Origin of the sequence: Paenibacillus sp. FSL R5-0810 (assembly GCF_038002285.1) — a bacterium.
Taxonomy (GTDB): Bacteria; Bacillota; Bacilli; order Paenibacillales; family Paenibacillaceae; genus Paenibacillus_AQ; species Paenibacillus_AQ lactis.
The window spans coordinates 1,548,617-1,572,573 of record NZ_JBBOCF010000001.1; the positions used below are offsets into that span (position 1 = coordinate 1,548,617).

The 23,957-nt window shown below is 50.4% G+C and carries 17 protein-coding genes and 1 other annotated feature; of the genes, 16 read left to right on the forward strand and 1 reads right to left on the reverse strand.

Going from position 1 to position 23,957, the window contains the following annotated elements:
• Nucleotides 1-91: 91 nt before the first annotated feature.
• The 9 genes from MKX76_RS07005 (at nt 92) to ppsA (ending at nt 13,788) form a co-directional block, all read left to right on the forward strand.
• Nucleotides 92-571, forward strand: coding sequence for a GyrI-like domain-containing protein (locus MKX76_RS07005; RefSeq protein WP_007128165.1), 480 nt, complete (start codon nt 92-94; stop codon nt 569-571).
• A 343-nt stretch (nt 572-914) separates the two neighbouring features.
• Nucleotides 915-1,277 (forward strand): cupin domain-containing protein, encoded by a 363-nt coding sequence (locus MKX76_RS07010; protein ID WP_007128164.1) that lies wholly within the window; start codon nt 915-917, stop codon nt 1,275-1,277.
• A 155-nt stretch (nt 1,278-1,432) separates the two neighbouring features.
• Entirely contained in the window at nt 1,433-2,392 is a 960-nt protein-coding gene (locus MKX76_RS07015) for an aldo/keto reductase family protein (protein ID WP_341033282.1), read from the forward strand.
• Between the two features lie 79 nt (nt 2,393-2,471).
• Nucleotides 2,472-3,380 (forward strand): ABC transporter permease, encoded by a 909-nt coding sequence (locus tag MKX76_RS07020; protein ID WP_341035027.1) that lies wholly within the window; start codon nt 2,472-2,474, stop codon nt 3,378-3,380.
• A gap of 28 nt (nt 3,381-3,408) precedes the next feature.
• On the forward strand, nt 3,409-4,287 hold the full coding sequence (locus tag MKX76_RS07025; RefSeq protein ID WP_007128161.1) for a carbohydrate ABC transporter permease: 879 nt from the start codon (nt 3,409-3,411) through the stop codon (nt 4,285-4,287).
• A 108-nt stretch (nt 4,288-4,395) separates the two neighbouring features.
• Nucleotides 4,396-6,006, forward strand: a complete 1,611-nt coding sequence (locus MKX76_RS07030) for an extracellular solute-binding protein (protein WP_341033283.1) — start codon at nt 4,396-4,398, stop codon at nt 6,004-6,006.
• Between the two features lie 221 nt (nt 6,007-6,227).
• Nucleotides 6,228-8,621 (forward strand): glycosyl hydrolase family 95 catalytic domain-containing protein, encoded by a 2,394-nt coding sequence (locus MKX76_RS07035; RefSeq protein WP_341033285.1) that lies wholly within the window; start codon nt 6,228-6,230, stop codon nt 8,619-8,621.
• A 34-nt stretch (nt 8,622-8,655) separates the two neighbouring features.
• Nucleotides 8,656-10,863, forward strand: a complete 2,208-nt coding sequence (locus MKX76_RS07040) for a glycosyl hydrolase family 95 catalytic domain-containing protein (protein WP_341033286.1) — start codon at nt 8,656-8,658, stop codon at nt 10,861-10,863.
• A gap of 270 nt (nt 10,864-11,133) precedes the next feature.
• Nucleotides 11,134-13,788, forward strand: a complete 2,655-nt coding sequence (ppsA, locus tag MKX76_RS07045) for a phosphoenolpyruvate synthase (RefSeq protein ID WP_007128156.1) — start codon at nt 11,134-11,136, stop codon at nt 13,786-13,788.
• A 209-nt stretch (nt 13,789-13,997) separates the two neighbouring features.
• Here ppsA and MKX76_RS07050 read toward each other — a convergent pair whose 3' ends face one another.
• Nucleotides 13,998-14,813 (reverse strand): AraC family transcriptional regulator, encoded by an 816-nt coding sequence (locus MKX76_RS07050; protein WP_341033287.1) that lies wholly within the window; start codon nt 14,811-14,813, stop codon nt 13,998-14,000.
• A 172-nt stretch (nt 14,814-14,985) separates the two neighbouring features.
• On the opposite strand from MKX76_RS07050, the gene MKX76_RS07055 reads away from it, so the two are divergent.
• From MKX76_RS07055 to MKX76_RS07085, 7 genes are all read left to right on the forward strand, one after another.
• Nucleotides 14,986-15,468 (forward strand): SRPBCC family protein, encoded by a 483-nt coding sequence (locus MKX76_RS07055; RefSeq protein ID WP_007128154.1) that lies wholly within the window; start codon nt 14,986-14,988, stop codon nt 15,466-15,468.
• Nucleotides 15,469-15,491: 23 nt separating this feature from the next.
• Entirely contained in the window at nt 15,492-15,848 is a 357-nt protein-coding gene (locus MKX76_RS07060) for a hypothetical protein (protein ID WP_232239373.1), read from the forward strand.
• 535 nt (nt 15,849-16,383) lie between these two features.
• Complete coding sequence (locus MKX76_RS07065; protein WP_341033289.1) at nt 16,384-17,838, forward strand: Msr family ABC-F type ribosomal protection protein; 1,455 nt, start codon at nt 16,384-16,386, stop codon at nt 17,836-17,838.
• Between the two features lie 45 nt (nt 17,839-17,883).
• Nucleotides 17,884-18,121: a binding site (T-box leader), on the forward strand.
• Nucleotides 18,122-18,458: 337 nt separating this feature from the next.
• The gene (gene thrS / locus MKX76_RS07070; protein WP_341033290.1) at nt 18,459-20,366 is read left to right on the forward strand and encodes a threonine--tRNA ligase; all 1,908 of its coding nucleotides are present in this window, start codon (nt 18,459-18,461) and stop codon (nt 20,364-20,366) included.
• 181 nt (nt 20,367-20,547) lie between these two features.
• Nucleotides 20,548-21,324: an NAD-dependent epimerase/dehydratase family protein gene (locus MKX76_RS07075; RefSeq protein ID WP_341033291.1), complete on the forward strand. Its 777-nt coding sequence runs from the start codon at nt 20,548-20,550 to the stop codon at nt 21,322-21,324.
• A 118-nt stretch (nt 21,325-21,442) separates the two neighbouring features.
• Nucleotides 21,443-22,246 (forward strand): undecaprenyl-diphosphate phosphatase, encoded by an 804-nt coding sequence (locus MKX76_RS07080; protein ID WP_341033292.1) that lies wholly within the window; start codon nt 21,443-21,445, stop codon nt 22,244-22,246.
• Between the two features lie 191 nt (nt 22,247-22,437).
• On the forward strand, nt 22,438-23,781 hold the full coding sequence (locus MKX76_RS07085; protein WP_341033294.1) for an FAD-dependent oxidoreductase: 1,344 nt from the start codon (nt 22,438-22,440) through the stop codon (nt 23,779-23,781).
• Nucleotides 23,782-23,957 lie beyond the last annotated feature (176 nt).

A 23,957-nucleotide genomic window follows, 5' to 3' on the forward strand; every position in this document is an offset into this window, starting at 1 on the left:
ATCACTTTTTGACATGGTTTAAAGTTATTATAAACCCATCAAGTGAAAAAACAAATCATTTGATAAATTTAAGAAGAGGAAGGTTTGGAATATGACCAATTACAGTATTGAGGAAAAAGACAGCTTTATTGTATTAGGGATCGGAACGGAGCTTCAAAGCGATTACACCGACTATGCCGGCATCAACAAGGAGAAGGCCGACTTTTGGGAGGCCGTAAAACAAGATGGAAAGCTTGACACATTAAAGGCCGTGGCCGCAAATGACTACATCTTTGCCGTAAACGAAGCCGTGAATAACAAGATGATGTATTACGCTGGCGTGATGACCGAGGCATCGATACCGGAAGCGACCAGAGCGATCCAATTTCCTAAAGGGGAATACCTCGTTGTAAAAGGAGAAGCGCAGAGCGCTGATGAGTTGAGTCAGATGCTTACAGGTATCGCCTTTGGACAAGCGCTGCCGGAAACACAGGAGGTTGCCTATGTCGGCGGGCCCAACGCAACGGTGGAAATGGGGCAGCGAAACGGCCTCGTATTTGGTGAAATGTGGATTCCTGTCGTTAGGAAATAAGTAGACCCGTATCTAATCTGTGCCATTCTACATACCGAAAACATTTCAGCCTTTTTGGGATCGGTGCAAGAACTGCATGATCAAACAGGAGAACAGCCGGTCAGAGTGTAGAAGCAACGGAGCGCGATTTCCATAATAGCAATTACCGCCTTCTTATGAGGGCGGTTTTTATTTATCCAAAAATCCTCTCTCTCTATATATAGATTTATGATTTTCCGATTGTAAGCGCCCTTCGAAGAAAACACAGCTGCGGCTTAAGAAACGACATGTTGCAAGAAGCGATCGGAAGGTATGATGTTCAAGAAAGCCAAGCTGATCAAATTCTATTAAGGAGGAACCCGAAATGCTACGATTTCGGCTTCATGAATTGAAGGATACGAGGTCTGGCCATATACTCGGAGACCTTCTGCCCGGCGATTATTTATGCGCCGGTGGTCTCGCTTTCACGAAGCCCGGCGAAAGAAGCCATACGAACGACGGACCCGGAGGCTTGGATATACATACGCATCCGGATCGAGAGGCGTTCATCATAATCCAAGGGTACGGCATCATGGAGGTGGATGGAGTGGAGCACGTTGTAACCACAGGGGATATCCTGATTATTGAAGCTGGCGAAGACCATCACCTTCGTTCCAGCGAAGACGATCCGCTCGTAACATTGTGGTGTCACGCGGGGCACGTTCGCCATAAAAGTCAGGCGGAATGATGAAACAACGTCGTAGAAAAACACAGGGCAGTATGGAGACGCGACATGGAGCTTACATAGTCTGTCGTTTTATGATCGATTTGCAGGATATCAGAACCTGTACCAAACAGTGCGGGCACAGCCTGAATTTTGAAGATGGAATGGAGTTGACATCTATGCAGTACAGAAGACTGGGCAACAGTGGATTGAAGGTGAGCGAAATCGCACTCGGCAGCTGGCTTACCGTCGGAGCGGCTTCAGATCCCAGGCTTCCGGAGAGGATCATCGACCGCGCTTATGGGCATGGCATAAATCTATTTGATACGGCGAACGTCTATCATCATGGTGAAGCAGAAAGGATCGTTGGGCATGCATTGGCCAAATACGAACGAAGCTCATATGTTCTGGCCACAAAGGTTTGCGTGCCGGTAGGAGACGGCCCCAATGACCGCGGCTTGTCCCGCAAGCATATTCGCGAGCAGTGCGACTTGAGCTTGAAGCGGCTTGGCGTCGACTATATCGACTTGTATCAGTGTCACCGGTACGATCCCGATACGCCGCTCGACGAAACGCTCCGGGCTCTCGATGATCTGGTGAAAGCGGGCAAAGTGTTGTACACAGGTGTGAGCATGTGGAAACCGGCGCAGATCGTGGATGCGGTTCGGACGGGCGCCGAATTGAACCTGAACCGCATCATCTCCAGTCAACCGCAATACCATATGCTCCTTCGCGAACCGGAACTGGAGCTGATCCCGGTTTGCGAGAGGGAGGGGCTCGGCCAAATCGTATTCTCTCCGCTTGCCCAAGGCGCGCTTACTGGCAAATACGAGCCTGGCGGCATGATCCCGCCAAGCTCGAGGGCGGCGGACCCGAAGCAGAACGGAGCCATCTCCCGCTGGATCGACGAGGATCACCTGAAGCGGGTGCAGCGACTGAAACCGATCGCGGATCAGGCCGGCATCTCGCTTGCACAAATGGCGCTAGCCTGGATTCTGCGTCAGCCATCCGTGGCAAGCTGCATCGTCGGAGCCTCGAGACCAGAGCAGGTGGACCATAACGTCCACGCCTCCGGTATCCGGCTTGACGCGGCTACGCTCGATGCCATTGATGCTGCGCTTAAATTCGAAGAGAAGTAGCACATGATTTACAGAAGGAGTGAAGAATATGCCGGGAAATACGCCCATTGCCGCATCGAAGCCGCCCAAACGCACTTCCATGGCCCGATCGAGGTTGAGCCAGTTCCGCAAATACAAGGTTCTTTATATCATCTCGCTGCCAGGATTGTTGTATTTCATCGTATTCAAATACATTCCGTTGCTAGGCTCGGCCATGGCGTTCCAGGATTACAACATATTCAATGGATTTTCTGGCAGTCCGTGGGTCGGGCTGGAGCATTTCCGACGCATGTTTGAATACAGCGAATTTTTGCGGATTTTGAAGAACACGATTTTAATCGGTGGTTATGACCTTATCTTTGCTTTTCCCGTGCCGATCATTCTGGCGATCCTGCTGAATGAGATGAGGGTGGTTTTGTTTAAGCGAGTGCTGCAAACCGTCGTGTACATGCCTCATTTTTTATCATGGGTCATCATTGGGGGCATCGCCATCGGCATTTTGTCTCCGTCCACGGGGCTCGTAAACAGCATGCTCGAATCGCTAGGTTTGGACTCCATTTATTTTCTCGGGGAAGAGTCCTATATCCGAAGCATTCTCGTAGGATCGGGCATTTGGAAGGACAGCGGTTGGGGCACGATCGTATACCTTGCGGCGCTCGCCGGCATCAATCCTGAACTGTACGAGGCTGCCCGCATCGATGGTGCCAACCGCTGGAAGCAAATCTCGAAGATTACCATACCGGCCATTTTGCCAACGGTCGTCATCATGTTTTTGCTGCATATTGGCAACTTTCTTGATTTCGGTTTCGAACGGGTATTTGTGTTCCTGAACCCGTTAAATGAAAATAGCGGCGATATTCTGGATACGTATATCTATCGCGTCGGTTTGATCCAGCAGCAATACAGCTACACGACCGCCATCGGTTTGTTCAAATCCGTGGTCGGCCTTGGCCTGATCATGATCGGCAACACGCTGAGCAAGAAAGCGACGGGCAGCGGACTGTATTAATTTTACGAATCAAAAGGAGGGTTGCGGCATGCAGCCATCATCGAAGCTTCGTCGTTTCCATTTATTTGACGGCATGAACTATATCTTTATGACGCTGCTCGGGATAATGATGATTTTTCCGATTTTACACGTACTGGCTAAGTCTCTGAGCAGTGAAGCGGCTATCAATAGCGGGCGCGTTTCGCTGATTCCGGTCGATCTGACCTTCGATAATTATCAAGTTATTCTCAATGATCCGTCGATCCTGCGCGCGTTCGGCGTCAGCGTGTTCATTACGGTCGTCGGCACCTTGATCAATCTCGTCTCGACCGCATCGCTCGCTTACCCCCTGTCCAGGCAGGAGTATCAGGGACGCAAGCCCATTCTGATGCTCATTCTCGTTACTTTCATTTTCTCGGCGCCGCTTATCCCGAACTTTCTGCTTATCAAAAATCTGCATTTGCTCGATACGCTGTGGGCACTTATGATCCCAGGCGCAATCAGCGCCTATAATTTATTCATCATGAGGTCTTTCTATATGAGCCTGCCTAATGAGTTGATCGACTGCGCCAGAACAGACGGAGCTTCAGAGCTTAGGATCATATGGAGCGTCGTGCTCCCGCTGTCCAAACCGATCATGGCGACGATGGGGTTGTTCTATGCAGTCACGCATTGGAATTCATACTCGCAAGCGTTATATTACATCAACTCGCGCACGCTGTATCCGCTGCAGCTCAGGCTTCAGGAAATCGTGATGAATAACTCCATGGCCGAGGCGGGAGGTTTGATGGAGGAGTTGTCGAACGTGTCGCCAAGCGGCGTCCAAATGTCCGTCATAATCGTATCGGTGCTGCCGATCATGCTGGTGTATCCTTTTCTGCAAAAATATTTTGTGAAAGGCATGCTCATCGGTTCGATCAAATCGTAGCCCATGATAAAAAAACACACATCCATAATAAATATGCCATAACCATTAATTTTTATATTTAGTAATTTATTGTTGTGGTTTATTCAATGAAAAGGAGATGAAGGTACGATGAAGAGACGACTAAGCCTGATGCTAGCCATCATTCTTGCAGTCGGAAGTGTAAGCGCTTGCGCTGGTGGCGGCAGCACTCCAGGCAACTCGAGTGGGGGGCAGACCAATCAACAACCGGCCCAAACCGGCGAGACCGGCCATTCGGGAGCGGAGGAGCCTCTGAAGTTCAGCATGTCGATCACGACAAGCGGCAATCCCCATGTGGAGCAGTCTCCGGATATCAACAAAGATAAATGGGTGCTGGAACTGGAGAAGCGTACGAATACCGACGTTCAGTTGACTACGATTCCGCTTAAAGATTTCGATTCCAAAATGTCGATTATGTTCGCAAGCAATAATATCCCCGACGTCGTGCAAAACGTAGGAGGTGCGACGGACAAATCGATGGCAGGGTCCGTCCAAGCCGGTGTCTTCATGCCGCTCGACGATCTGCTGAAGCAACACGCGCCGAACATCATGAAGCACGTCACGCAAGCAGCCTGGGACGAAGTCAGTTATAAGGGCAAGATTTACGGCATCCCGAACTGGCTAAGCAATCCGTCCAGACGGGCCACGTTCATTCGGACCGATCTGCTGAAGCAAACCGGATTGCCCGTGCCGAAGACGCCGGAGGAATTCCTTGATGTCATTCGCGCATTCAAGAAGCTGGGTGTCGAAAATCCGTACCAGCTTCGCATGGACTTCAAGTACGCCGACCTCTTCTTCGGCCCTTACGACGCGTTAGGCTATCAGTTCATGCAGCAGGGCGACGAGATCGTTCCCAAGTTTTTCGACGTAGACAATATGACCAAGGCGCTGACCATGTACAAAACCATGTATGATGAAGGCTTGGTACCAAAAGACTTTGCCACATTGAATGTAACTACATACGCAGAGAATATCAATGGCGGCAAAGCCGGCATGTGGACGTCCAACGCTGCGGGGCTGCTCGATTTCCGCTCGAAGATCAAAGCGGTTGATCCGAAGGCCGAGGTTGAAATCATTCCGTCACCGGTCGGGCCTGAAGGACTGAGCGGTTACGGATTGTACAGCTCGGTTATTACGTCTTTGTACATCAACAAGAATGTGCCGGAGGAAAAAGCGATCCGCATTATCAAGATGCTGGATTGGATGCTGACCGATGAAGCCAAAATGTTCTTCACCTTCGGCATCGAAGGGGAGAATTACACGATCGATAATGGCAAAGTGAATTACAAAGCGCCCACAACCGCGGAAGAAGAAGCCGAGCAAGGCTTCAGGGGCATGCTGGGATTCGTGGGCGATGCGACAATCAATCGGATGCGGATGGAGCAGCTCGAAGGCGGCCAAGACGTGCTGGATGCGCTGGATAACACACTGGCCAGAGAAGGGGTGGGCGGCATTATCTTTATCCCTGATTTGGAATCGTTCCAGCGGTATCCGGACCTCGCTTCCAAGCGGCCGGATCAGGCGCCTAAGATCATCGTCGACCATATGGTCAAAATGATTTACGGCAACGAGGATATCGCCGATTGGCCCAAGGTCATCGAGGAATATCGCCAGAAAGGCGGCAACGAGATTATTAAGGAAGCAACCGAACGATTTAACAACAAGGACGGCGTTGTTATCCAGGAGTCGCGCCTGCGATAACCCAGCGAATGCATGGAATGCAAGGCTTGCAAATCCAGTCGCCGATACCAGGCCATCCCCGGGGGATGGCCTTATCCTTACCGACATCGAGGACCAGGACATGAACGAGATTGAGTTTTTGCTGTCCCCATTTTTTAAGAACCTCGATCTCGATACCGTCGATTCGGGCCCAAGCTATGGAGTGCCGGATATGATTTGACTTGGAGAGGAGGATATATGGCATGCATTCAGATCATCGCAATACCGATCAGAAACATATCTTGACGATGCGCTATCCCGCAGCATGGTGGCGGTCCCAGTGGAGGGAAGCGATGCCGTCTGGCAATGGCTGCATCGGTGCTTCGGTATACGGAGGAGTGTACGAAGAAACCATACTGCTCAATCATGAGCTCCTGTGGCGTAAGGGCTCGACACCGGAGTTGCCGGATGTGAGCGCAATACTTCCAGAGGTTCGGCGCCTTCTCGCCGAAGGAGAAGCAGAGGAAGCTGATGGCGTTCTAGTCAAGTGCCTGCGCACGAGCGGATACGAGCCGAAGATTGCGTCGCCTCTTCCGCTGGGGGACCTGAAGATTTATATGCCGCAGCACAGCGCCTTCCGCGGTTATGAGCGAAGACTGAACATGGCCACAGGGGAAGTTACGGTTCGTTGGACGGATGGGGAGACCGCGTACGAAAGATCGTTATTCGTCTCCCGCACGGACGATTCCGTCGTCTTGGCCATCCGTAAGCAGGGTCCGCTTGCGCTGGAAGCCACGATGACCTTTCAGCCGCATAATCCCGAGGATACACGCCGGCCGGGAACGGTTTACATCCCGGAGGCTCCCGAATCGAAGCGGGACGGCCATTATTTATACTACGCCGCTCGCAACAATGACGGCTCGGACTTCGGAGCAGTCGCCAGGATCGTCAATCGGTCCGGGACATTGGGTGCCAATGAACGGGAGTACTCAATTAAAGACGCCGAGTCGCTGCTCGTGATCATTCGGTTGTTTCCGTCGGGGAAGAGGGAAGAGCAGTGGGAGCGCTTAACATTCGAGCTTCGGGATCTGGCAGCCGACTACGAGATGCTGCTCGCACGGCATGCTTCGGAGCACGGCAGATTGTTCCACGCATCGTCCTTCGACTTGAGGGCGCAAGGAAGGGAGCGCTCCAATGAGGAGCTGCTGATGGAAGCATACAGGGGCGAGGTTCCGGACGCGCTGATGGAGAAGATGTGGGCGTACGGACGCTACCTGCTTATATCCGCCTCGCGCGAGAAGGGGCAGCCCTGCCATCTCTACGGATTGTGGGCTGGCGATTACGATGCGGTATGGGCGTTTCACATGGTGAACGAAAATTTGCAAATGATGTATTGGCAGGCGCTCTCCGGCAATATGCCGGGCCTAATGCTGGCCGTGTTCGACTACATGGATTCGCTGATGGACGACTTCCGGACGAATGCGCGCCTCTTATACGGCTGCCGCGGGATTTACATTCCCGCTCCGACTGCGCCGGACTCGGGGCTGCTCAAACATCTCCAGCCCCACATCGTACATTGGACCGGGGGCGCGGGCTGGGTCAGCCAGCTGTATTACGATTATTATCTGCATACAGGCGATATAGCCTTCCTGCGCGAACGCGCGATTCCGTTCATGCGCGAGGCCGCATGGTTTTACAGGGATTTCTTCATCCTTGGCGAGGATGGATTCTATGTAAGTTCGCCTTCCAATTCGCCGGAGAATACGCCGGGGAACTATTGGAGAGGGCCCCGCCATTCGATGGGCACAACGGTTAACGCTACGATGGATTTCGCGATCGCCAAGGAATTAATAATAAATCTGGCCGACGGTTTGCGTGCGATCGGGGAAAGTGAGGAGGAAGAGAATCAGTGGAGAGCTATGCTGGAGCGCATACCTCCATATCAGATCAACGAGGACGGTGCCGTCCGCGAATGGATGCATCCCGATTATGATGACAATTACCATCATCGCCATCAGTCGCATGCGTACCCCGTCTTTCCGGGGATTGAAGTGACCAGGCAGAACGATCCGGCGCTGTTCGATGCTTTCGTCCAGGCTATCCGGAAGCGGCTCGTCATCGGTCTGAAGGAGCAGTCCGGCTGGTCACTCGCCCATATGGCGAATAATTATGCGCGCATGGGAGAAGGGGACCTGGCTCTAGAATGTTTGGATATCCTCGGCCGCTCCTGCGTCATGAATAATTTGATGACGCTTCATAACGACTGGCGGGGCATGGGGATCGGCGTGGATATGGACTGGGCGCCCGTTCAATTGGATGCGAATATGGGATGGACGGCCGCAGTGCAGGAGATGCTGTTGTTCTCTGTGCCAGGCGAGCTGCATTTGCTTCCGGCCTTGCCGACACGGTGGATTCGGGGATCTGTCGGGCCTTTGCTGGCAAGAGGCGGGGTGCAGTGCGAGTTAAGCTGGGATCGGGAAGAACAGATGGTAGACGTGACGCTTCGAACATGCAGCGGAAGGCAGGCTGTCCGGCTCATATTGCCGGACATGGTGGCGCGAATCCAGGAGTTCGAATTTAGGCCAGGACAACCGGTGAATGTCAAGCTGGATGAAAGGCCTCGTCGCTTGCGGCTGGAGCTGAAGCCTTTGTCATAGCATCTGTCAAGGATTTTATCCAAGGAGGAGAGCAATGGAATCGAGTGTATGGATGAACCAGGATGAAATAAGCATTCGGGAAGAGCAATGGAAGGACCGTATAGGCGTATTCCGACGTCCGCCAACCCGGATCCCAACGGATACGTGGACGGACGCGCCGCTGCTCGGCAACGGCGACATAGGGGTTTCGATCGGCGGCGAGGCCCATCATCAGACCTTTTACATTGGCAAAAACGATTTTTGGGTTCAGCCTCATCTTGGCGAAAGTGAAGAACAGCGGATTGGACGCTTGCTCCGGGACAACGGCCGGAGAACGGGCGCGCGCATCATAACGGTCGGGCAGATATCGCTGCTGATGCCTGGGCTCACGGATGCGTCGTATGACCTGGAGCAGGACATTTTGAATGCCGAAACGAGGGGATCATTCCGAAATGAGCAGGTGAATCTGCGGCTATGTTCCTGGGTTTCCGCAGATTCCAACGTACTGGTGACCGAACTGGAATGCATGGCAGGGAAGCTGGATGTAACCGCCAGACTCCATGCCGGCGATAGTGCCACCGATGAGGTCTACCATTACGATAACGGGGCCGACCCGGAAGCAATCTGGTTCCGCTACGCCGCCAATGCAGGCAGCCTGCCGCAAGTTCGACGCGTGGCTGCCGCATGTCGTGTCATCGGTACGAACGCGCAAAACAAGTGGCTGTTTCAGAATGTGGAAGCTTCCTTTCAGATCCGGGCAGGAGAACGATTGGCTGTTGTGACGGCGATCGTCAGCAACCGAGACGAGCCGGATTGCCTGCAAGGGGCACTAGGCCTGCTGAATGATTACGCAACCGGAGGCTTGGACGGTCTGGCCAAACGCAAGCAAAACCATCGGGGCTGGTGGCGCGAGTACTGGCGCGCGTCCTCGATCGAAATCGGCGATCCCGTATTAGAGAAGTACTATTACGCCTCTTACTACATCATTGGATCCTGTATGCGTCCAGACAAGGTCCAGCCGGGCCTGTTCGGCAACTGGGTGACGACGGACCGGCCGAAATGGACCGGGTCCTACACGATGAATTACAACTTTGAAGCGCCTTACTTCGGCTTGTATACCGGAAATCGGATCGCCTTGTCTTCAGGCTACTGCGATCCCTTGCTGGCCTTCCTTCCCCTTGGAAAAGTATTGGCCCGCGAGAAGTTGAGCTGCCGGGGCATCTACATGCCGGTCGAACTCGGTCCGGACGGCATGGTTTGTTCCGCGCTGTTTCACGGCCAAAAATCAAACGCCTCGTTTGCGGCGGTCAACTTGCTTATGCATATTTACTATACATACGATCTGGACTACGCGCGAAAGGTCTATCCTTATCTGCTTGCGGTCGCCGATTTTTGGGAAGACTACCTGGTCTTTGAGAATGGACGTTACGTCATCTACGATGATGACATCCACGAGCGCTCCCAAGACCGGAAAAACCCGATTCTTTCGCTCGGCTTCGTGCGAATGATCATGCGAGCCATGCTCCATTTGAGTGTAGAGCTGGATCGGGATACGCATAGACAGCCGAAGTGGCGGCACATTTTAGCGAACTTGAGCGCTTATCCGCTGATGGAACGAAGCGGCAAAACGGTCTATAGATTGACCGAGGAGGGAATGAGCTGGAACGACCGCAATTCATTGGCGGTGCAGCATATTTTCCCGGCCGGGAACCTTGGACTCGACAGTTCGCCCGAAGAGCTGAAGATCGCGCAGGATACGGTGGCAGAGATGCAGCGCTGGTCCGACTTCAACGCTTTTCCAACCTATTACGCTGCAGCCGCGCGGGTCGGCCATGACCCGGCCGAGCTTCTGGAACGTTTGAGAGCGGAATGCGAGCGGTACGCGCTGCCCAATCTGTCGATCCATCACGGAGGCGGAGGAATTGAGGATGCGGCCGGCGTACCGGCATGCCTGCACGAAATGCTGCTGCAGAGCCATCAAGGCATCCTGCGCCTATTTCCGACCTGGCCAGCAGACAGAACAGCGAGATTCAAGAAGCTAAGAGCCGTAGGCGCCTTTGTCGTAAGCAGCGAGATTGAGAACGGCAAGGTGCGATACGTTCTGATTACAAGCGAGCGTGGAAGAGAGCTCAAGCTGCTCAATCCATGGCCGGATCGGGGCGTCATCGTTTACCGGGACGGGGCGGAAGGGCAAGCGATTGCAGGAGAACGGATTCAGCTTGAGACGATGCCCGGCGAGCGGCTTCTGCTCCTGCCTGGGTAAATGCGATCCGTATCGGAAATTGAACAGGCACTGTCCAAGCCCGAAGCAGGAACGACGAAGCAAAGAAGCGGATGGTCATAAAAAAAAGAACCTGAGTCGATGGACCAGGTTCTTTTGTATTGCATATAAACAGACGCGGTGATATAATCAGACCACGACTGAGATTGTGTAAAAGGTCATAAATATCTTATCTTACATTTTCATTGTAGCATGCCGAAAAATCTCTTGTCAAATGTTTTTTTTCAAATCCATGGTTAGGAGAGATGTTGAATGAGTTCGTTGGTTATCGATTTTAAGGAAATGGCAACATCCCAGCTTTGGCTTGTTGGCGGAAAAGGATTGAATTTAGGGGAATTATCAAAAATCGAAGGAATCCAAGTTCCTGAAGGATTTTGCGTGACAACCGAGGGATATCAAAGAGCCGTCGAACACAACGAAACGTATCATGCTTTGCTCCATCGACTAACCATGCTATCCGTAGAGGATCGAGATCAAATTGGTGAAATCAGCAGGAAGATTCGGGAAACCCTTATGAACGTTGAGATCCCTTCCGACGTGGTGACTGCAGTAACCGAGTCTCTCTCCCGGTTTGGCGAAGAGCATGCTTATGCCGTACGTTCCAGCGCGACCGCCGAAGATTTGCCGCATGCCTCTTTCGCGGGGCAACAAGACACCTACTTAAACATCATCGGCAAAGATGCCATCCTGCAGCATATCCGCAAATGCTGGGCTTCGCTATTTACGGACCGCGCGGTCATCTACCGTATGCAAAATGGATTTGACCACCGTCAAGTTTATTTATCCGTTATCGTTCAAAGGATGGTTTTCCCGCTTGCTTCTGGGATCATGTTTACCGCTGATCCGATGACCGGAAACCGAAAGCTCCTCTCCATTGATGCCAGTTATGGACTTGGAGAAGCGCTAGTCTCTGGCTTGGTTTCTGCCGATGGTTACAAAGTACGGGAAGGAAAAATCGCCGAGAAGCGGATCGCCACTAAAACTTTGGCAATCTATGCACGGAACGAAGGAGGAACAGAAACAAAGCAGCTGGATCCGGATCGGCAAAAGGCTCAAACCCTGACGGATGAGCAAATATTACAGCTGGCAAGCATCGGGAGACAGATTGAAGCTTATTTCGGTCAGCCGCAAGATATCGAATGGTGCCTAGTCGATGACATATTTTATATGGTCCAAAGCCGGCCTATCACGACTTTATTTCCGATCCCTGAAGCGAATGATGAAGAAAATCACGTCTATATCTCTGTGGGTCATCAACAAATGATGACGGATCCCATAAAGCCGCTTGGATTGTCATTTTTTCTGATGACGACTTCAGCCCCCATGCATAAAGCTGGCGGAAGATTGTTTGTTGATGTCACACGGAATCTGGCATCACCTGACAGCAGAGAATTTTTAGTGAATGGCATGGGACAACACGATCCGCTTCTAAAAGACGCGCTTATGACCATAATCGATCGAGATTTCATAAAACTATTACCAAACGATAAAAACGAATCAAGCCCGGGTAAAAGCAATAAAGGTATGCCGCCTGCCGGTGCCCAACCGCAATTCGATAACGATCCGACGATCGTTTCTGATTTGATTAAACGTAGTCAGACATCGATCGAAGAGTTAAAACAACACATCCAAACGAAGTCTGGATCGGATTTGTTTGATTTTATCCTGGAAGATATTCAGCAATTAAAGAAGATCTTGTTTGACCCGCAAAGTTCGGCTGTGTTTATGGCTGCCATGAATGCTTCAGCATGGGTTAATGAGCGAATGAACCAATGGTTAGGTGAAAAAAACGCAGCAGACACGCTTTCACAATCTGTACCCCACAATATTACTTCGGAAATGGGCTTGGCCCTGCTCGATGTCGCTGATGCAATCCGTCCTTATCCGGAAGTCATCGATTATTTACAGCATGTCAAAGACGACGCCTTCTTGGATGAACTGGTTAAGCTGGATGGCGGGCAGGAAGCCCTTGACGCAATTCAAAGTTTTCTCGACAAGTATGGCATGCGATGTGCCGGAGAAATCGATATCACAAGAACCCGGTGGAGTGAAAAACCAAGCACGCTTATCCCTTTGATCCTGGGCAACATCAAAAACTTTGAACCAAATGAAAGTGTTCGGAAGTTTGAGCAGGGGCGCCAGGAAGCTTTGAAAAAAGAAAAAGAACTATTAGAGCGATTGATGCAATTGCCGGATGGTGAACAAAAAGCCAAAGAAACCAAACGAAAGATCGACCTCATCCGGAATTTCATCGGTTACCGGGAATATCCCAAATACGGCATGGTGAGTCGGTACTTCGTTTATAAGCAGGCTTTGCTGAAAGAAGCCGAACGGCTCGTGCAAGCGGGCGTTATTCATGAAAAGGAAGATATTTATTATCTTACTTTTGAGGAACTTCACGAAGTCGTGCGCACCAATACATTGGATGACCCGGGTTGCATGGTCGAGCAGCAAGCGAGGCTTGCGCCAAGAAAGATGATCAGCCAGCGAAAAGACGAGTATAAATTGTATGAAAAATTAACGCCGCCGCGTCTCATCACATCGGAGGGTGAAATCATCACAGGGGCCTACAAACGAGAAGATCTTCCTGACGGAGCAATTGCAGGTCTTGCCGTCTCCTCCGGCGTTATCGAGGGACGCGCACGCGTCATCTTAAACATGGAAGACGCCGATCTGGATGAGGGAGATATTTTAGTCACCTCCTTTACAGACCCCAGCTGGACGCCATTGTTTGTATCCATCAAAGGACTGGTCACCGAAGTTGGCGGACTGATGACCCATGGCGCCGTAATTGCACGTGAGTATGGATTGCCGGCCGTTGTCGGCGTGGAGAATGCCACCAAACGGATAAAGGATGGGCAGCGAATCCGGGTGCATGGAACGGAAGGGTATATTGAATTACTGTAAAGACCGATTACGTCAAGGAAAAGGGCTTTGGCCTCATTGACGGCATTACATGGAAACAGGCACCGATGCAAAGCTGAGGACACTCTCGGGAAGAAACCCGTATTGACGGGTTTTCTTCCCTGATTGCCCTTGATCATTCTCGTCAAGGCACCCTCGATTTTTTTCGATTGTACAATTCGTGCGCAAGGCGGTCTTGTAAAAAATTGCGGTCAGGTTGTAGCTGCCCTTATATATTGAAGCGGAGTCGTGCCGACACAGCCTGAAAAAGTTCTCGTAAAATGGCTTTGATCGTAGAATCCGGCATCAAAAGCGACGTCGGCAATCGGCCGGCCGCTTAACAGCTCCCGCTTGGCATAATTGATGCGCAGTAAATTTTGATAGGCATGGGGAGCAAGGTGAAATGTCGCATTAAACAGACGAATCAGATGAAATTTGCTGATACCCGAGATCTCTTGGAGTGTATCCAGCGTAATGCGCTCTTTGAAATGAAGATCGAGATATGACTTGACCTGCAGAACGGCGGGGGCTGCACGTTCCATGTCCGAGACGGGGGTTGAGGGCTGCAATATGACCTTCGTTAAATGCATTAATTCCAGAAGCATCGACTCAATCTCTAAGGGCGAGGCATCCTCGTGAAGCAGCGATCTGCAAGCAAGGATCAATTGGCGGCATTGGCTCCCCCGAGCCCCTTGGAGAAGAACCGGGAAATGGGGACGGCGGATCGGAAGATCGCAAGGAACATCGGCAAACCATTCGGGATGAATAAATATCATCGTATATTTCCAAATGGAGGGATTCTCCGGATGACAGGCATGAGGGACCAGCGGGGGAAAACAGACGACCTGTCCCGCTGAAGCCTGGAACTGCTGTCCTTCTGACCAGACGCGTGTGGTTCCCTCCTCAACCAAACCGATGGAGTGCTCCTCATGAAAATGTTTTTTGTACGACAAATGATCTAGGGAATCGCATTGCTTAAGCTCCAGGAACGGCAAATCGGGGTTGCGAACAAAGGTAATTCCGGACAATGAAGTGTTCTCCTTTCCTAATCGAAAATTATATGAAGGACCATGGCAGGTATGAAATAGCTGCATATGGAGCTATAATTCTATTAAATTAAGGAAAGCGCAGTTTATCCTTAATGTCAATGGAGTCATTCTAAAAGTTTGAGATCGTCGATAACGGGAAGGAGGTTATTTAATGTTGGCTGTGGTAGAGCAAGACGAGTTTGGAACAAGGGTCCGATTCGAACGCACATTGAAGCATTCCGTGGAGAACGTTTGGTCTTACCTGACGGATAACGAAAAATTGACAAGGTGGTTTTCTGAACTCAAGGTGGAAGACTTGCGTTTGGGCGGAACCATTACTTTTGATATGCAGGACGGAACATTCGAGGTATTTGAGATTACCGATTACAAAGAGCTGTCCGTTCTGGAATATACGTGGGGTGAGGACCGGGTCCGCTTCGAATTGCATCCGGAAAGAGGGGGCTGCCGGTTGGTGCTGACAGAGCGAATCACGAGCATCACGGACCATACGCCTAAGGACATTGCCGGATGGGATGTATGCCTGGATGTCATCGAGGCGCTGCTCGATGAAAGAACGATGGAATCCCGCAAAGATGCGTGGGCGGTTAAATATGAATTGTATAAAAAAGAGTTTGAGAAGCTTGGCGGACATTGATAAGGAGTACATGAACATTGGAAATGATGGAGCTTCGAATTCCGGCAGGTTTTGCCGTTTGCTACAATAAGTTCTATGATGTTGAACCTGAGCCCGATGCAGATGGATTTATCAAGAACTGGCACTATTTCACCGAGGATCTGCTGCAAATCATTCAGATGAGGCTGGAGAAAGGTGAATGGATCGTGCCCAAAAGCGGGCAGGAGAGATTGATTATCGACTTAGGTTGGTCACCGGATTCGAGTGCCAGCGGAGAATATCTGTTGGTGGTCGTAAATGATAATTGGGATACATTAAAGGAAATGCGGTCTAGAAATCGCTTTGAGATTAAAGAAACGCTTGAACATTGGCTGGAATTGATTAGAGCGGAGGCGATTTGAATGAGTGATTCCAGCGGGGAAGAGAATGCGTTCTTGCAGTTAAACCGTTAGGGTTAGATCATGCGGACAAGTAAACTAACTGTATATCAGGAAGCGTATCAATTGACGGTTGAAGCTGATGATGTTAAGATACGGCTATTAAAGAAGAGGAGGATTGCGATCAATGGTTCACTCCATGCGTTTATGGTAAGTATGCGATAAAGAAGCGGATTTCCACTCGTGTGGGCTTTTTTTGAGCTGCTTATTTTTACGTATGAGGACATTGATTGCGACCTGGACGGCATATTTGCTGTGCCTTATTTCGCTCTGTTCTGGCACGTAACCCATGCAGATTCAAGCCCACACGTGGACTTGAATCTGCATTTTTTATTGCTCTCCTGCTGGCAATGTAACGTCAAAGTCATTGATATGAAAAGGAGGCATGACGATGCATAGGATACACTGGTTCTTCTTTATATAATCCTCTCTTTGCAAATCGCAGGTCCAACCTGCGAACGAAACGACGGAAACTGCGATTTTCGAAGGAGGAATTTAAATGTTGTTGATAAAAGCAACGGATCTTTATGTGGAATATCTGGGACGCACTGTGCTCGATATCGACCATTTGGAGTTATATGAGTTTGATCGAATCGGTCTGGTTGGTGCCAACGGAGCTGGAAAAAGTACACTGCTCAAAGCGTTGCTAGGCAAAGCGCCTGTACAGCACGGCAAGATTGCAAGGGAAGGAACGTTTACCTATCTCCCCCAATTGGATGAGGTAGTCGTCCAAGATGTGCAGGATTACGCCATCGTTGGCAGATTAGGCATCAACCAAGTGCAAGCCGAGACCATGAGCGGCGGGGAAGAGACACGACTAAAAATTGCACAGGCACTGTCGGGCGAAGCGCACGGCATATTTGCCGACGAGCCGACATCTCATCTGGATCGCGGCGGCATCGACTTCCTCGTTAACCAGCTTAAACATTATTCCGGAGCTCTGCTCATCATCAGTCACGATCGTTATTTCCTGGACCAGGTTGTCGATAAGGTCTGGGAGCTGAGAGACGGAAAGATCACCGAATATTGGGGAGGATATACCGATTACTTGGTTCAGAAGGAAGAGGAACGACAAAGCCAAGTAACCCAATATAAACAATACGTGGCAGAGCGGGAGCGACTGGAGCAGGTTATCATCGAGAAGAAAAATCAGGCTCGGAAGCTTGATTCAAAGGGAAAGAACAGCAAGAACAGATCGGAAAGCGGAGGACGCCTCGGCCATCAAAAGTCCCAAGGGAGCAAACAAAAAAAGCTCCATAACGCAGTCAAAAATACGGAACGGAGAATCAAAGCGCTTGGCGAAGTTACCGCCCCCGAGGCCATGCGAAATGTCCAGTTCCGACAGAGCAAAGCGCTGGAGCTCCACAATCCATTTCCGATCGCAGGGCAGGATATCTGCAAACGATTCGGTGATAAGGTGATCTTCGACAATATGTCCTTCCAATTCCCGCTTGGAGGAAAAATTGCAATCACGGGCGCAAATGGAGCAGGAAAAACGACGTTGTTCAACATGATCCGCAATCGGGAGAGCGGTATTGCGTTATCGCCCAAGGCGGAAATCGGCTGCTTTGTCCAAACCGGTTACAAGTTCGATCGGAATCAGAACGTCATGGCATTCATGCAGGAAAACTGTGAATACCCGGTTTCGGACATTCGAGCGGTACTCGCGTCCATGGGGTTCACGCAGCAGGATGTTCGCAAAGAGCTGTCAGTATTAAGCGGGGGCGAAATCATCAAGCTCCAGCTGGCCAAATTGCTGCTTGGGCGCTATAACATCCTGCTTATGGATGAACCAAGCAATTTTCTGGACGTTCCAGCCGTGGAAGCGCTTGAGACGATGATGCGAAATTACACAGGCACCATCCTATTTATATCCCACGATGTTCGCCTGCTCGAAGGCGTCGCCGATCAGGTGTATGAAGTGAAGGATGGCGGGCTTGTTCGATTGGAGTAACTTCCAGCTTGACGCCGGCAAATATTTCAAGTACCATGTAAAAACATAAAAGCTGTAATCAAGGACATGAATCCTTAACCAAGGGCCGTTCAGAGAAAGAGGACATGGGCTGAAATCCTCTTCGGCACCCCTAAGGATTTACCACCTTGTAGCTGCGATGTTGAAATCAAGGATGATCCTTGATTGTAAACTTCGCCGGGTGTTCCCGTTACAGAATCCAATGAGGATTCGCTTTATAAGCGGGTCGAATTAGGGTGGAACCACGAGCGCACTCGTCCCTTTGCGGGATCAGTGCGCTTTTTTGCGTGAGATTGAAAACGAAAGAAAGAATAGCGATGACCAAGGACATGAATCCTTAACCAAGGGCCGTTCAGAGAAAGAGGACATGGGCTGAAATCCTCTTCGGCACCCCTAAGGATTTACCACCTTGCAGCTGCGATATGGAAATCAAGGTTTATCCTTGAGAGTATACTTCGCCGGGTATTCCCGTTACAGGATCCAATGAGGATTCGCGATTACGGCGGGTCAAATTTAGGGTGGAACCACGAGCGCGCTCGTCCCTTGCGGACAAGTGCGCCTTTTTGCGTTCAAAAATATCGAAATGGAGTGGAGGATTTCTCATGAAATTGAAAGTAATGCTGCCCGATGGGGATATACGGGAATATGATCGGGGCACGACAATTGAACAAGTCGCGAAGTCCATTGGTGCAAGCTTGATGAAACATGCGGTAGCGGGAAAAATCAATGGCGCACCGGTCGATTTAAACTGGATGATGAAGGAGGACTGTCAGGTCGAAATCATTACGCTTGACAGTAAGGATGGACTCGAAATCCTCAGACACAGCACGGCACACGTAATGGCGCAGGCCATCAAACGCATATACGGGAATCAAGCAGTCAACCTGGGAATAGGACCTGTCATCGACGATGGCTTTTACTACGACATCGACCTCGGAAAAGCATTAACAACCGACGACCTTTCTTCCATCGAGAAGGAAATGGAGCGGATCGTGCAAGAGAATCTTCCCATTGTTCGTCGAGTTGTCAGTCGTGAAGAAGCGGTACAGATTTTCAGCGAGGATCCGTTAAAGCTGGAGCTGATTCATGGTCTGCCCAAGGATGCGGTTATTTCGATTTATGATCAGGGCGAGTTTTTCGACCTTTGCCGCGGACCGCATTTGCCGTCTACAGGACGAATCAAAGCATTTAAATTAATGAGCGTTGCCGGAGCATATTGGCGTGGGGATTCAAACAATCCAATGCTTCAGCGGATTTACGGAACGGCGTTTCCCAAAAAGGCTCAGCTGGATGAACATTTGCAAATGCTCGAAGAAGCCAGGAAGCGCGATCACCGGAAGCTGGGCAAAGAGCTCGGATTGTTTATGTTTTCCGAAGAAGCGCCCGGCATGCCTTTTTATTTGCCTAAGGGAATGATTATCCGTAATGAACTTGAACATTTCTCGCGTGAAGAACAGAGGAAGCAGGATTACGAAGAAGTCCGCACTCCGTTCATGATGAACCAGAAGCTGTGGGAGCAATCCGGCCACTGGGATCATTACCATGAAAACATGTACTTTACCGAGGTCGACGAAACAAAATTTGCGCTGAAGCCCATGAATTGTCCTGGACATATGCTGATTTTTAAAAATAGCCTGCATTCCTATCGAGAGCTTCCGATTCGAATATCCGAATTCGGCCAAGTACACCGTCACGAGTTTTCGGGTGCCTTGAACGGGATGATGCGAGTTCGCACATTCTGTCAGGATGATGCGCACATCTTCGTCAGACCCGATCAGATCGAGGATGAAATCGGCCGAGTTATCGGGTTGATCGACCGGATTTATCAGGTGTTTGGTTTTGAATACACAATCGAGCTGTCGACCCGGCCTGAACAATCAATGGGCTCCGAGGAATTGTGGAACCAGGCAGAATCGGCACTTCGAAACGTCTTGGATCGCATGGGGATCGTTTACCGATTGAATGAAGGGGATGGCGCATTTTACGGGCCCAAAATTGATTTTCACATTCTTGATGCCTTAAAACGAAGCTGGCAGTGCGGAACGATCCAGCTTGATTTTCAAATGCCGGAGAAATTTGATCTTTCGTACATCGGGGAAGATAACCGGAAATATCGGCCGGTAGTGATTCATCGCGCGATCTACGGCTCGGTCGACCGGTTTGTCGGCATTTTGACAGAGCATTATAGCGGCGCGTTTCCGCTCTGGCTCGCCCCGGTTCAGGTCAAACTCTTGCCGGTATCGGATCACCAACTCAATTATGCCCTTCAAGTAAAGGAAGCGCTGAGGGATGCGGGGATTCGGGCAGAAGTGGATGGGCGCAACGAAAAATTAGGCTATAAAATCAGGGAAGCACAGCTGCAGAAGGTTCCTTTCACGCTCGTACTTGGAGAAAACGAAGTTGCCTCCGGAGCCGTCGCTGTGAGGAAACGCGGCGAAGGAGACCTTGGCGTTAAGCAAGTGGAGGATTTCATGGATCAAATTTTGAACGAGATCCGCGAGAAAAAGTGATAGCGATGGTTCGGTAATGGTTCTGCTTAGTCCACTCTCATCATCCCGGACGGCTTTTCGTCTAGCGAAATGGTACGGAATCAACAGCTCCCGAAATTTCCGTATACAACCTTTTCCAAGCGGGTAATAACTAACAGGACAGCAATCAGGTGAGGATGAAGCGAGAGAGGGGTTAGAGGAGATGAAACGCAAACTGTTAATCACGGGTGCGGCAGGTACTATCGGAAGCGTCGTATTCAAGGGACTGCAGCAAGACAATCGGTATGACGTTGTCGGAGCTGATATACATGCGGACGAGAAGCTGGGCATTGTACAAATGGACATCGGTGACGAAGCCCGGCTGGCAGAGCTAACGCAGGGGATTGACACGGTGATTCATTTTGCCTGGATCAAGGACGACGGGGATTTTCTCGGCAAGGTCCTGGCGGGGAATGTGAGCGGTGCCTACAAATTATTCGAGGCGGCGGTACAAAACGGCGTGCGTCGTATGATATTTGCCAGCTCCAATCACGCAACCGGATATTACAGGACTGACGAGAAGGTTGGTCCCCATGATCCATACCGTCCGGATAGCTTTTATGGTCTCAGCAAATGTTATATTGAACTGCTGGGCAGGCTTTACTCGGATCAAGGCAAGATCTCCTCGTTCAATATTCGTATTGGCAACTTTCCTGGGGATGATCGTCCTCATTCTGAGCGTGCGGGTCATATCTGGATATCCGAGCGTGATATGCTTTCATTGATCGTTTGTTGTATTGAAGCAGATGACGAGCTGAAATATTTGAATCTGTACGGTACCTCAGCCAACAGTGATAACTACTACAACATCGATTATCTGGAGGAACTGATCGGATACAAACCTGAGGATGATGCGACAAAGCTGCTTGAGCTGGCCAAGGCAGCAGGACGGAACGTGCGTCAGGATGAAACGATCTATCAGGGTGGACAGCAAGCGTAAAAGAGCTATGTGACAATGTTGTCACTCGAAATGGAATTTTGTTATATGAATCGATGGGAAACATTGGATGTCCCCCTTATACTGGAAATGTTAGATTTCCGAAGGGGGATATCCATTAATGAGTGATGTAGTTAAAGCAATTATACTCGGCATCATAGAGGGCTTAACCGAATTTTTACCGGTATCGTCTACTGGACATCTGATTTTAGCTGGCAGCTTACTAAACTTTGAGGGAGACGCTGCCACAACTTTTAAAATCGTTATACAGCTGGGTGCGGTCATGGCCGTTCTCATCCTTTATTGGAAGAGATATTTGGCGATTGGGACTAATCTGATACGAATGGATTTTTCTAGTAGTCGAGGACTAAATGTCATACATATGATTTTGGCAATGTTACCGGCACTAATCGTATATCTCCTGCTCAAGGACACGATAAAAAGCCATTTGTTCGGCCCAACCCCTGTCTTGATCGGTTTAGTGGCCGGAGCCGTGTTGATGATCATTGCTGCACGGAGCAGGAGAACCGAAACCGCCGATACGATGGATCGGATAAATTATAAACAAGCCTTCGGGATCGGCCTGTTCCAGTGTTTGGCATTGTGGCCGGGGTTCTCGAGATCGGGCTCGACGATTTCAGGCGGTCTTTTGCTTGGCACCAGCCAGAAAGCCGCCGCAGATTTTACGTTCCTCATTTCCGTGCCGGTTATGTTTGGCGCAACCTTACTGGATTTATACGATAGTCGGGATTTGCTAAGCTCAGACGATTTGGTCCTGATGTTGATTGGCTTTGTGACATCCTTTCTTGTGGCAATGATTGCAGTCGTGACATTTATCAAATTGATTAAACGGCTTCGTTTGGAATGGTTTGCTCTATATCGTTTCGTCTTGGCAGCGATCTTCTATTTTATCATCATACTTTGAGCGGGATTGTTCCGCTCTTTTTTTCTTTATTAATATTTGGTTTTCAGATAGGATTGAGGATTGCTTTATCGAATATGAAGAATAAACAAAAATCAGCAATATCAATTCATCGATGGACTAACAATAGGAAGAGAAGAGAATCGTTAGCCCATCAGGCTCGTCACAAGTTGTACAAGAGAGGTGGGATCAGGTTGCAACAGAGTGAACGCTTTGATGTCGCAGTTCTCGGAGGAGGACCGGCCGGCATCGCTGCAGCAATCAGCGCGGCCCGGAACGGAGCGCGTACGATTCTTATCGAACGTTACGGCTTTCTTGGGGGAATGTCTACCGTGGCATTGGTTTACCCTTGGATGACGTTTCACACGGCTGTCGGAGAACAGGTCATTAAGGGCGTCGCGCAAGAAATAGTGGACCGATTGATGCTGCTCGGCGCATCTCCGGGACATTTGCGGGATACGGTCGGTTTTGTATATTCGTTAACCCCATATCATCCGGAAGTGTATAAAGTACTGGCCTTTGACATGCTGCAAGAAGCCGGAGCGCACTTGCTGCTGCATTCATTTGTTACGGATGTTGAAGTACAAGACCAGCGCATTACGGAGTTAACCGTTCAGAATAAAAGCGGTCGCAGGCGAATCGCAGCCAAAGTATTCGTTGACGCGACGGGCGATGGAGATGTTGCCTTTGCCGCCGGTGCGACTTGGGAGCAGGGGAATCAGAACCGGAAAGTGCAGCCGATGACAATGAAATTTCGCATGCGCGGCGTTAATCTCGATGCGGTTAAGGCATACATGCAGCGCAATCCGGAACAGTTTTATGAAAAGTCATTAATCTCCGAATTGGATCAGCTCCCGCTGACAGGTGTGATGGGATTCTACAAAGAATGGGAAGAGGCGGGATTGCCGATTCCTAGGGATGGCGTGCTATTCTTTACCGGACCGGGTCCGGATGAAGTGTTGATTAACGTATCGCGTGTCTCGGGATTGGATCCGACGGATGCGGACCATCTTACCGCTGCAGAAATTGAAGGCAGGAAACAGGTGCTCCTGCTCGAACGGTTCTTCCGGGAACATATCGCGGGGTTTGAGAACGCTGTTGTCAGCGCAGTCGGCACTCAGATCGGCATCAGGGAGACAAGACGAATCCTTGGCGAATATGTGCTGAACGGCATGGATGTGTTGGATGGGCGGCGGTTCCCTGATGTCATTGCGAGAAGCGGATATCCGATCGATATCCACAACCCGGAAGGGACGGGCGTTACGGCTAACTTCATCCGTGAAGGCGGTGCGTATGACATTCCTTACCGCAGCATCGTTCCACGAGATGTGGATAATCTGCTGCTTGCCGGGCGTTGTATTTCGACTACGCATGAAGCGCAAGCAACGACGCGTCTGACCCCTAGCTGCATGGCCATAGGCGAAGCGGCGGGCGCGGCGGCGGCTCTGGCGGCTCGTATCGATTACCGCACTGCGGATGTGCCCATTGATCGCTTGCAGGCGGCACTTCTTGCGGGGGGAGCGGAGCTGGGGCTTTGACGCTAGTCAGATATATAGCGATAAACCAATGATGACCCTAACTTCATATTTTCGATGAAACGCAGCAGGAGTGCTGCGTTTTTTCGTAGGGTAAGAGAAGGCTTACCCGATGCTGCAATTTCGAACAAAGGGGGTGGCATGCCCTCTATCAAAAATTTTTGTAACATCAAATTTGA

What these genes read in the sequence shown, in the direction of transcription:
- MKX76_RS07005 (WP_007128165.1), top strand. Translation starts at nt 92, where the DNA reads ATGACCAATTACAGTATTGAGGAAAAAGACAGCTTTATTGTATTAGGG.
- MKX76_RS07010 (WP_007128164.1), top strand. Translation starts at nt 915, where the DNA reads ATGCTACGATTTCGGCTTCATGAATTGAAGGATACGAGGTCTGGCCAT.
- MKX76_RS07015 (WP_341033282.1), top strand. Translation starts at nt 1,433, where the DNA reads ATGCAGTACAGAAGACTGGGCAACAGTGGATTGAAGGTGAGCGAAATC.
- MKX76_RS07020 (WP_341035027.1), top strand. Translation starts at nt 2,472, where the DNA reads ATGGCCCGATCGAGGTTGAGCCAGTTCCGCAAATACAAGGTTCTTTAT.
- MKX76_RS07025 (WP_007128161.1), top strand. Translation starts at nt 3,409, where the DNA reads ATGCAGCCATCATCGAAGCTTCGTCGTTTCCATTTATTTGACGGCATG.
- MKX76_RS07030 (WP_341033283.1), top strand. Translation starts at nt 4,396, where the DNA reads ATGAAGAGACGACTAAGCCTGATGCTAGCCATCATTCTTGCAGTCGGA.
- MKX76_RS07035 (WP_341033285.1), top strand. Translation starts at nt 6,228, where the DNA reads ATGCATTCAGATCATCGCAATACCGATCAGAAACATATCTTGACGATG.
- MKX76_RS07040 (WP_341033286.1), top strand. Translation starts at nt 8,656, where the DNA reads ATGGAATCGAGTGTATGGATGAACCAGGATGAAATAAGCATTCGGGAA.
- ppsA (WP_007128156.1), top strand. Translation starts at nt 11,134, where the DNA reads ATGAGTTCGTTGGTTATCGATTTTAAGGAAATGGCAACATCCCAGCTT.
- MKX76_RS07055 (WP_007128154.1), top strand. Translation starts at nt 14,986, where the DNA reads ATGTTGGCTGTGGTAGAGCAAGACGAGTTTGGAACAAGGGTCCGATTC.
- MKX76_RS07060 (WP_232239373.1), top strand. Translation starts at nt 15,492, where the DNA reads ATGATGGAGCTTCGAATTCCGGCAGGTTTTGCCGTTTGCTACAATAAG.
- MKX76_RS07065 (WP_341033289.1), top strand. Translation starts at nt 16,384, where the DNA reads ATGTTGTTGATAAAAGCAACGGATCTTTATGTGGAATATCTGGGACGC.
- thrS (WP_341033290.1), top strand. Translation starts at nt 18,459, where the DNA reads ATGAAATTGAAAGTAATGCTGCCCGATGGGGATATACGGGAATATGAT.
- MKX76_RS07075 (WP_341033291.1), top strand. Translation starts at nt 20,548, where the DNA reads ATGAAACGCAAACTGTTAATCACGGGTGCGGCAGGTACTATCGGAAGC.
- MKX76_RS07080 (WP_341033292.1), top strand. Translation starts at nt 21,443, where the DNA reads ATGAGTGATGTAGTTAAAGCAATTATACTCGGCATCATAGAGGGCTTA.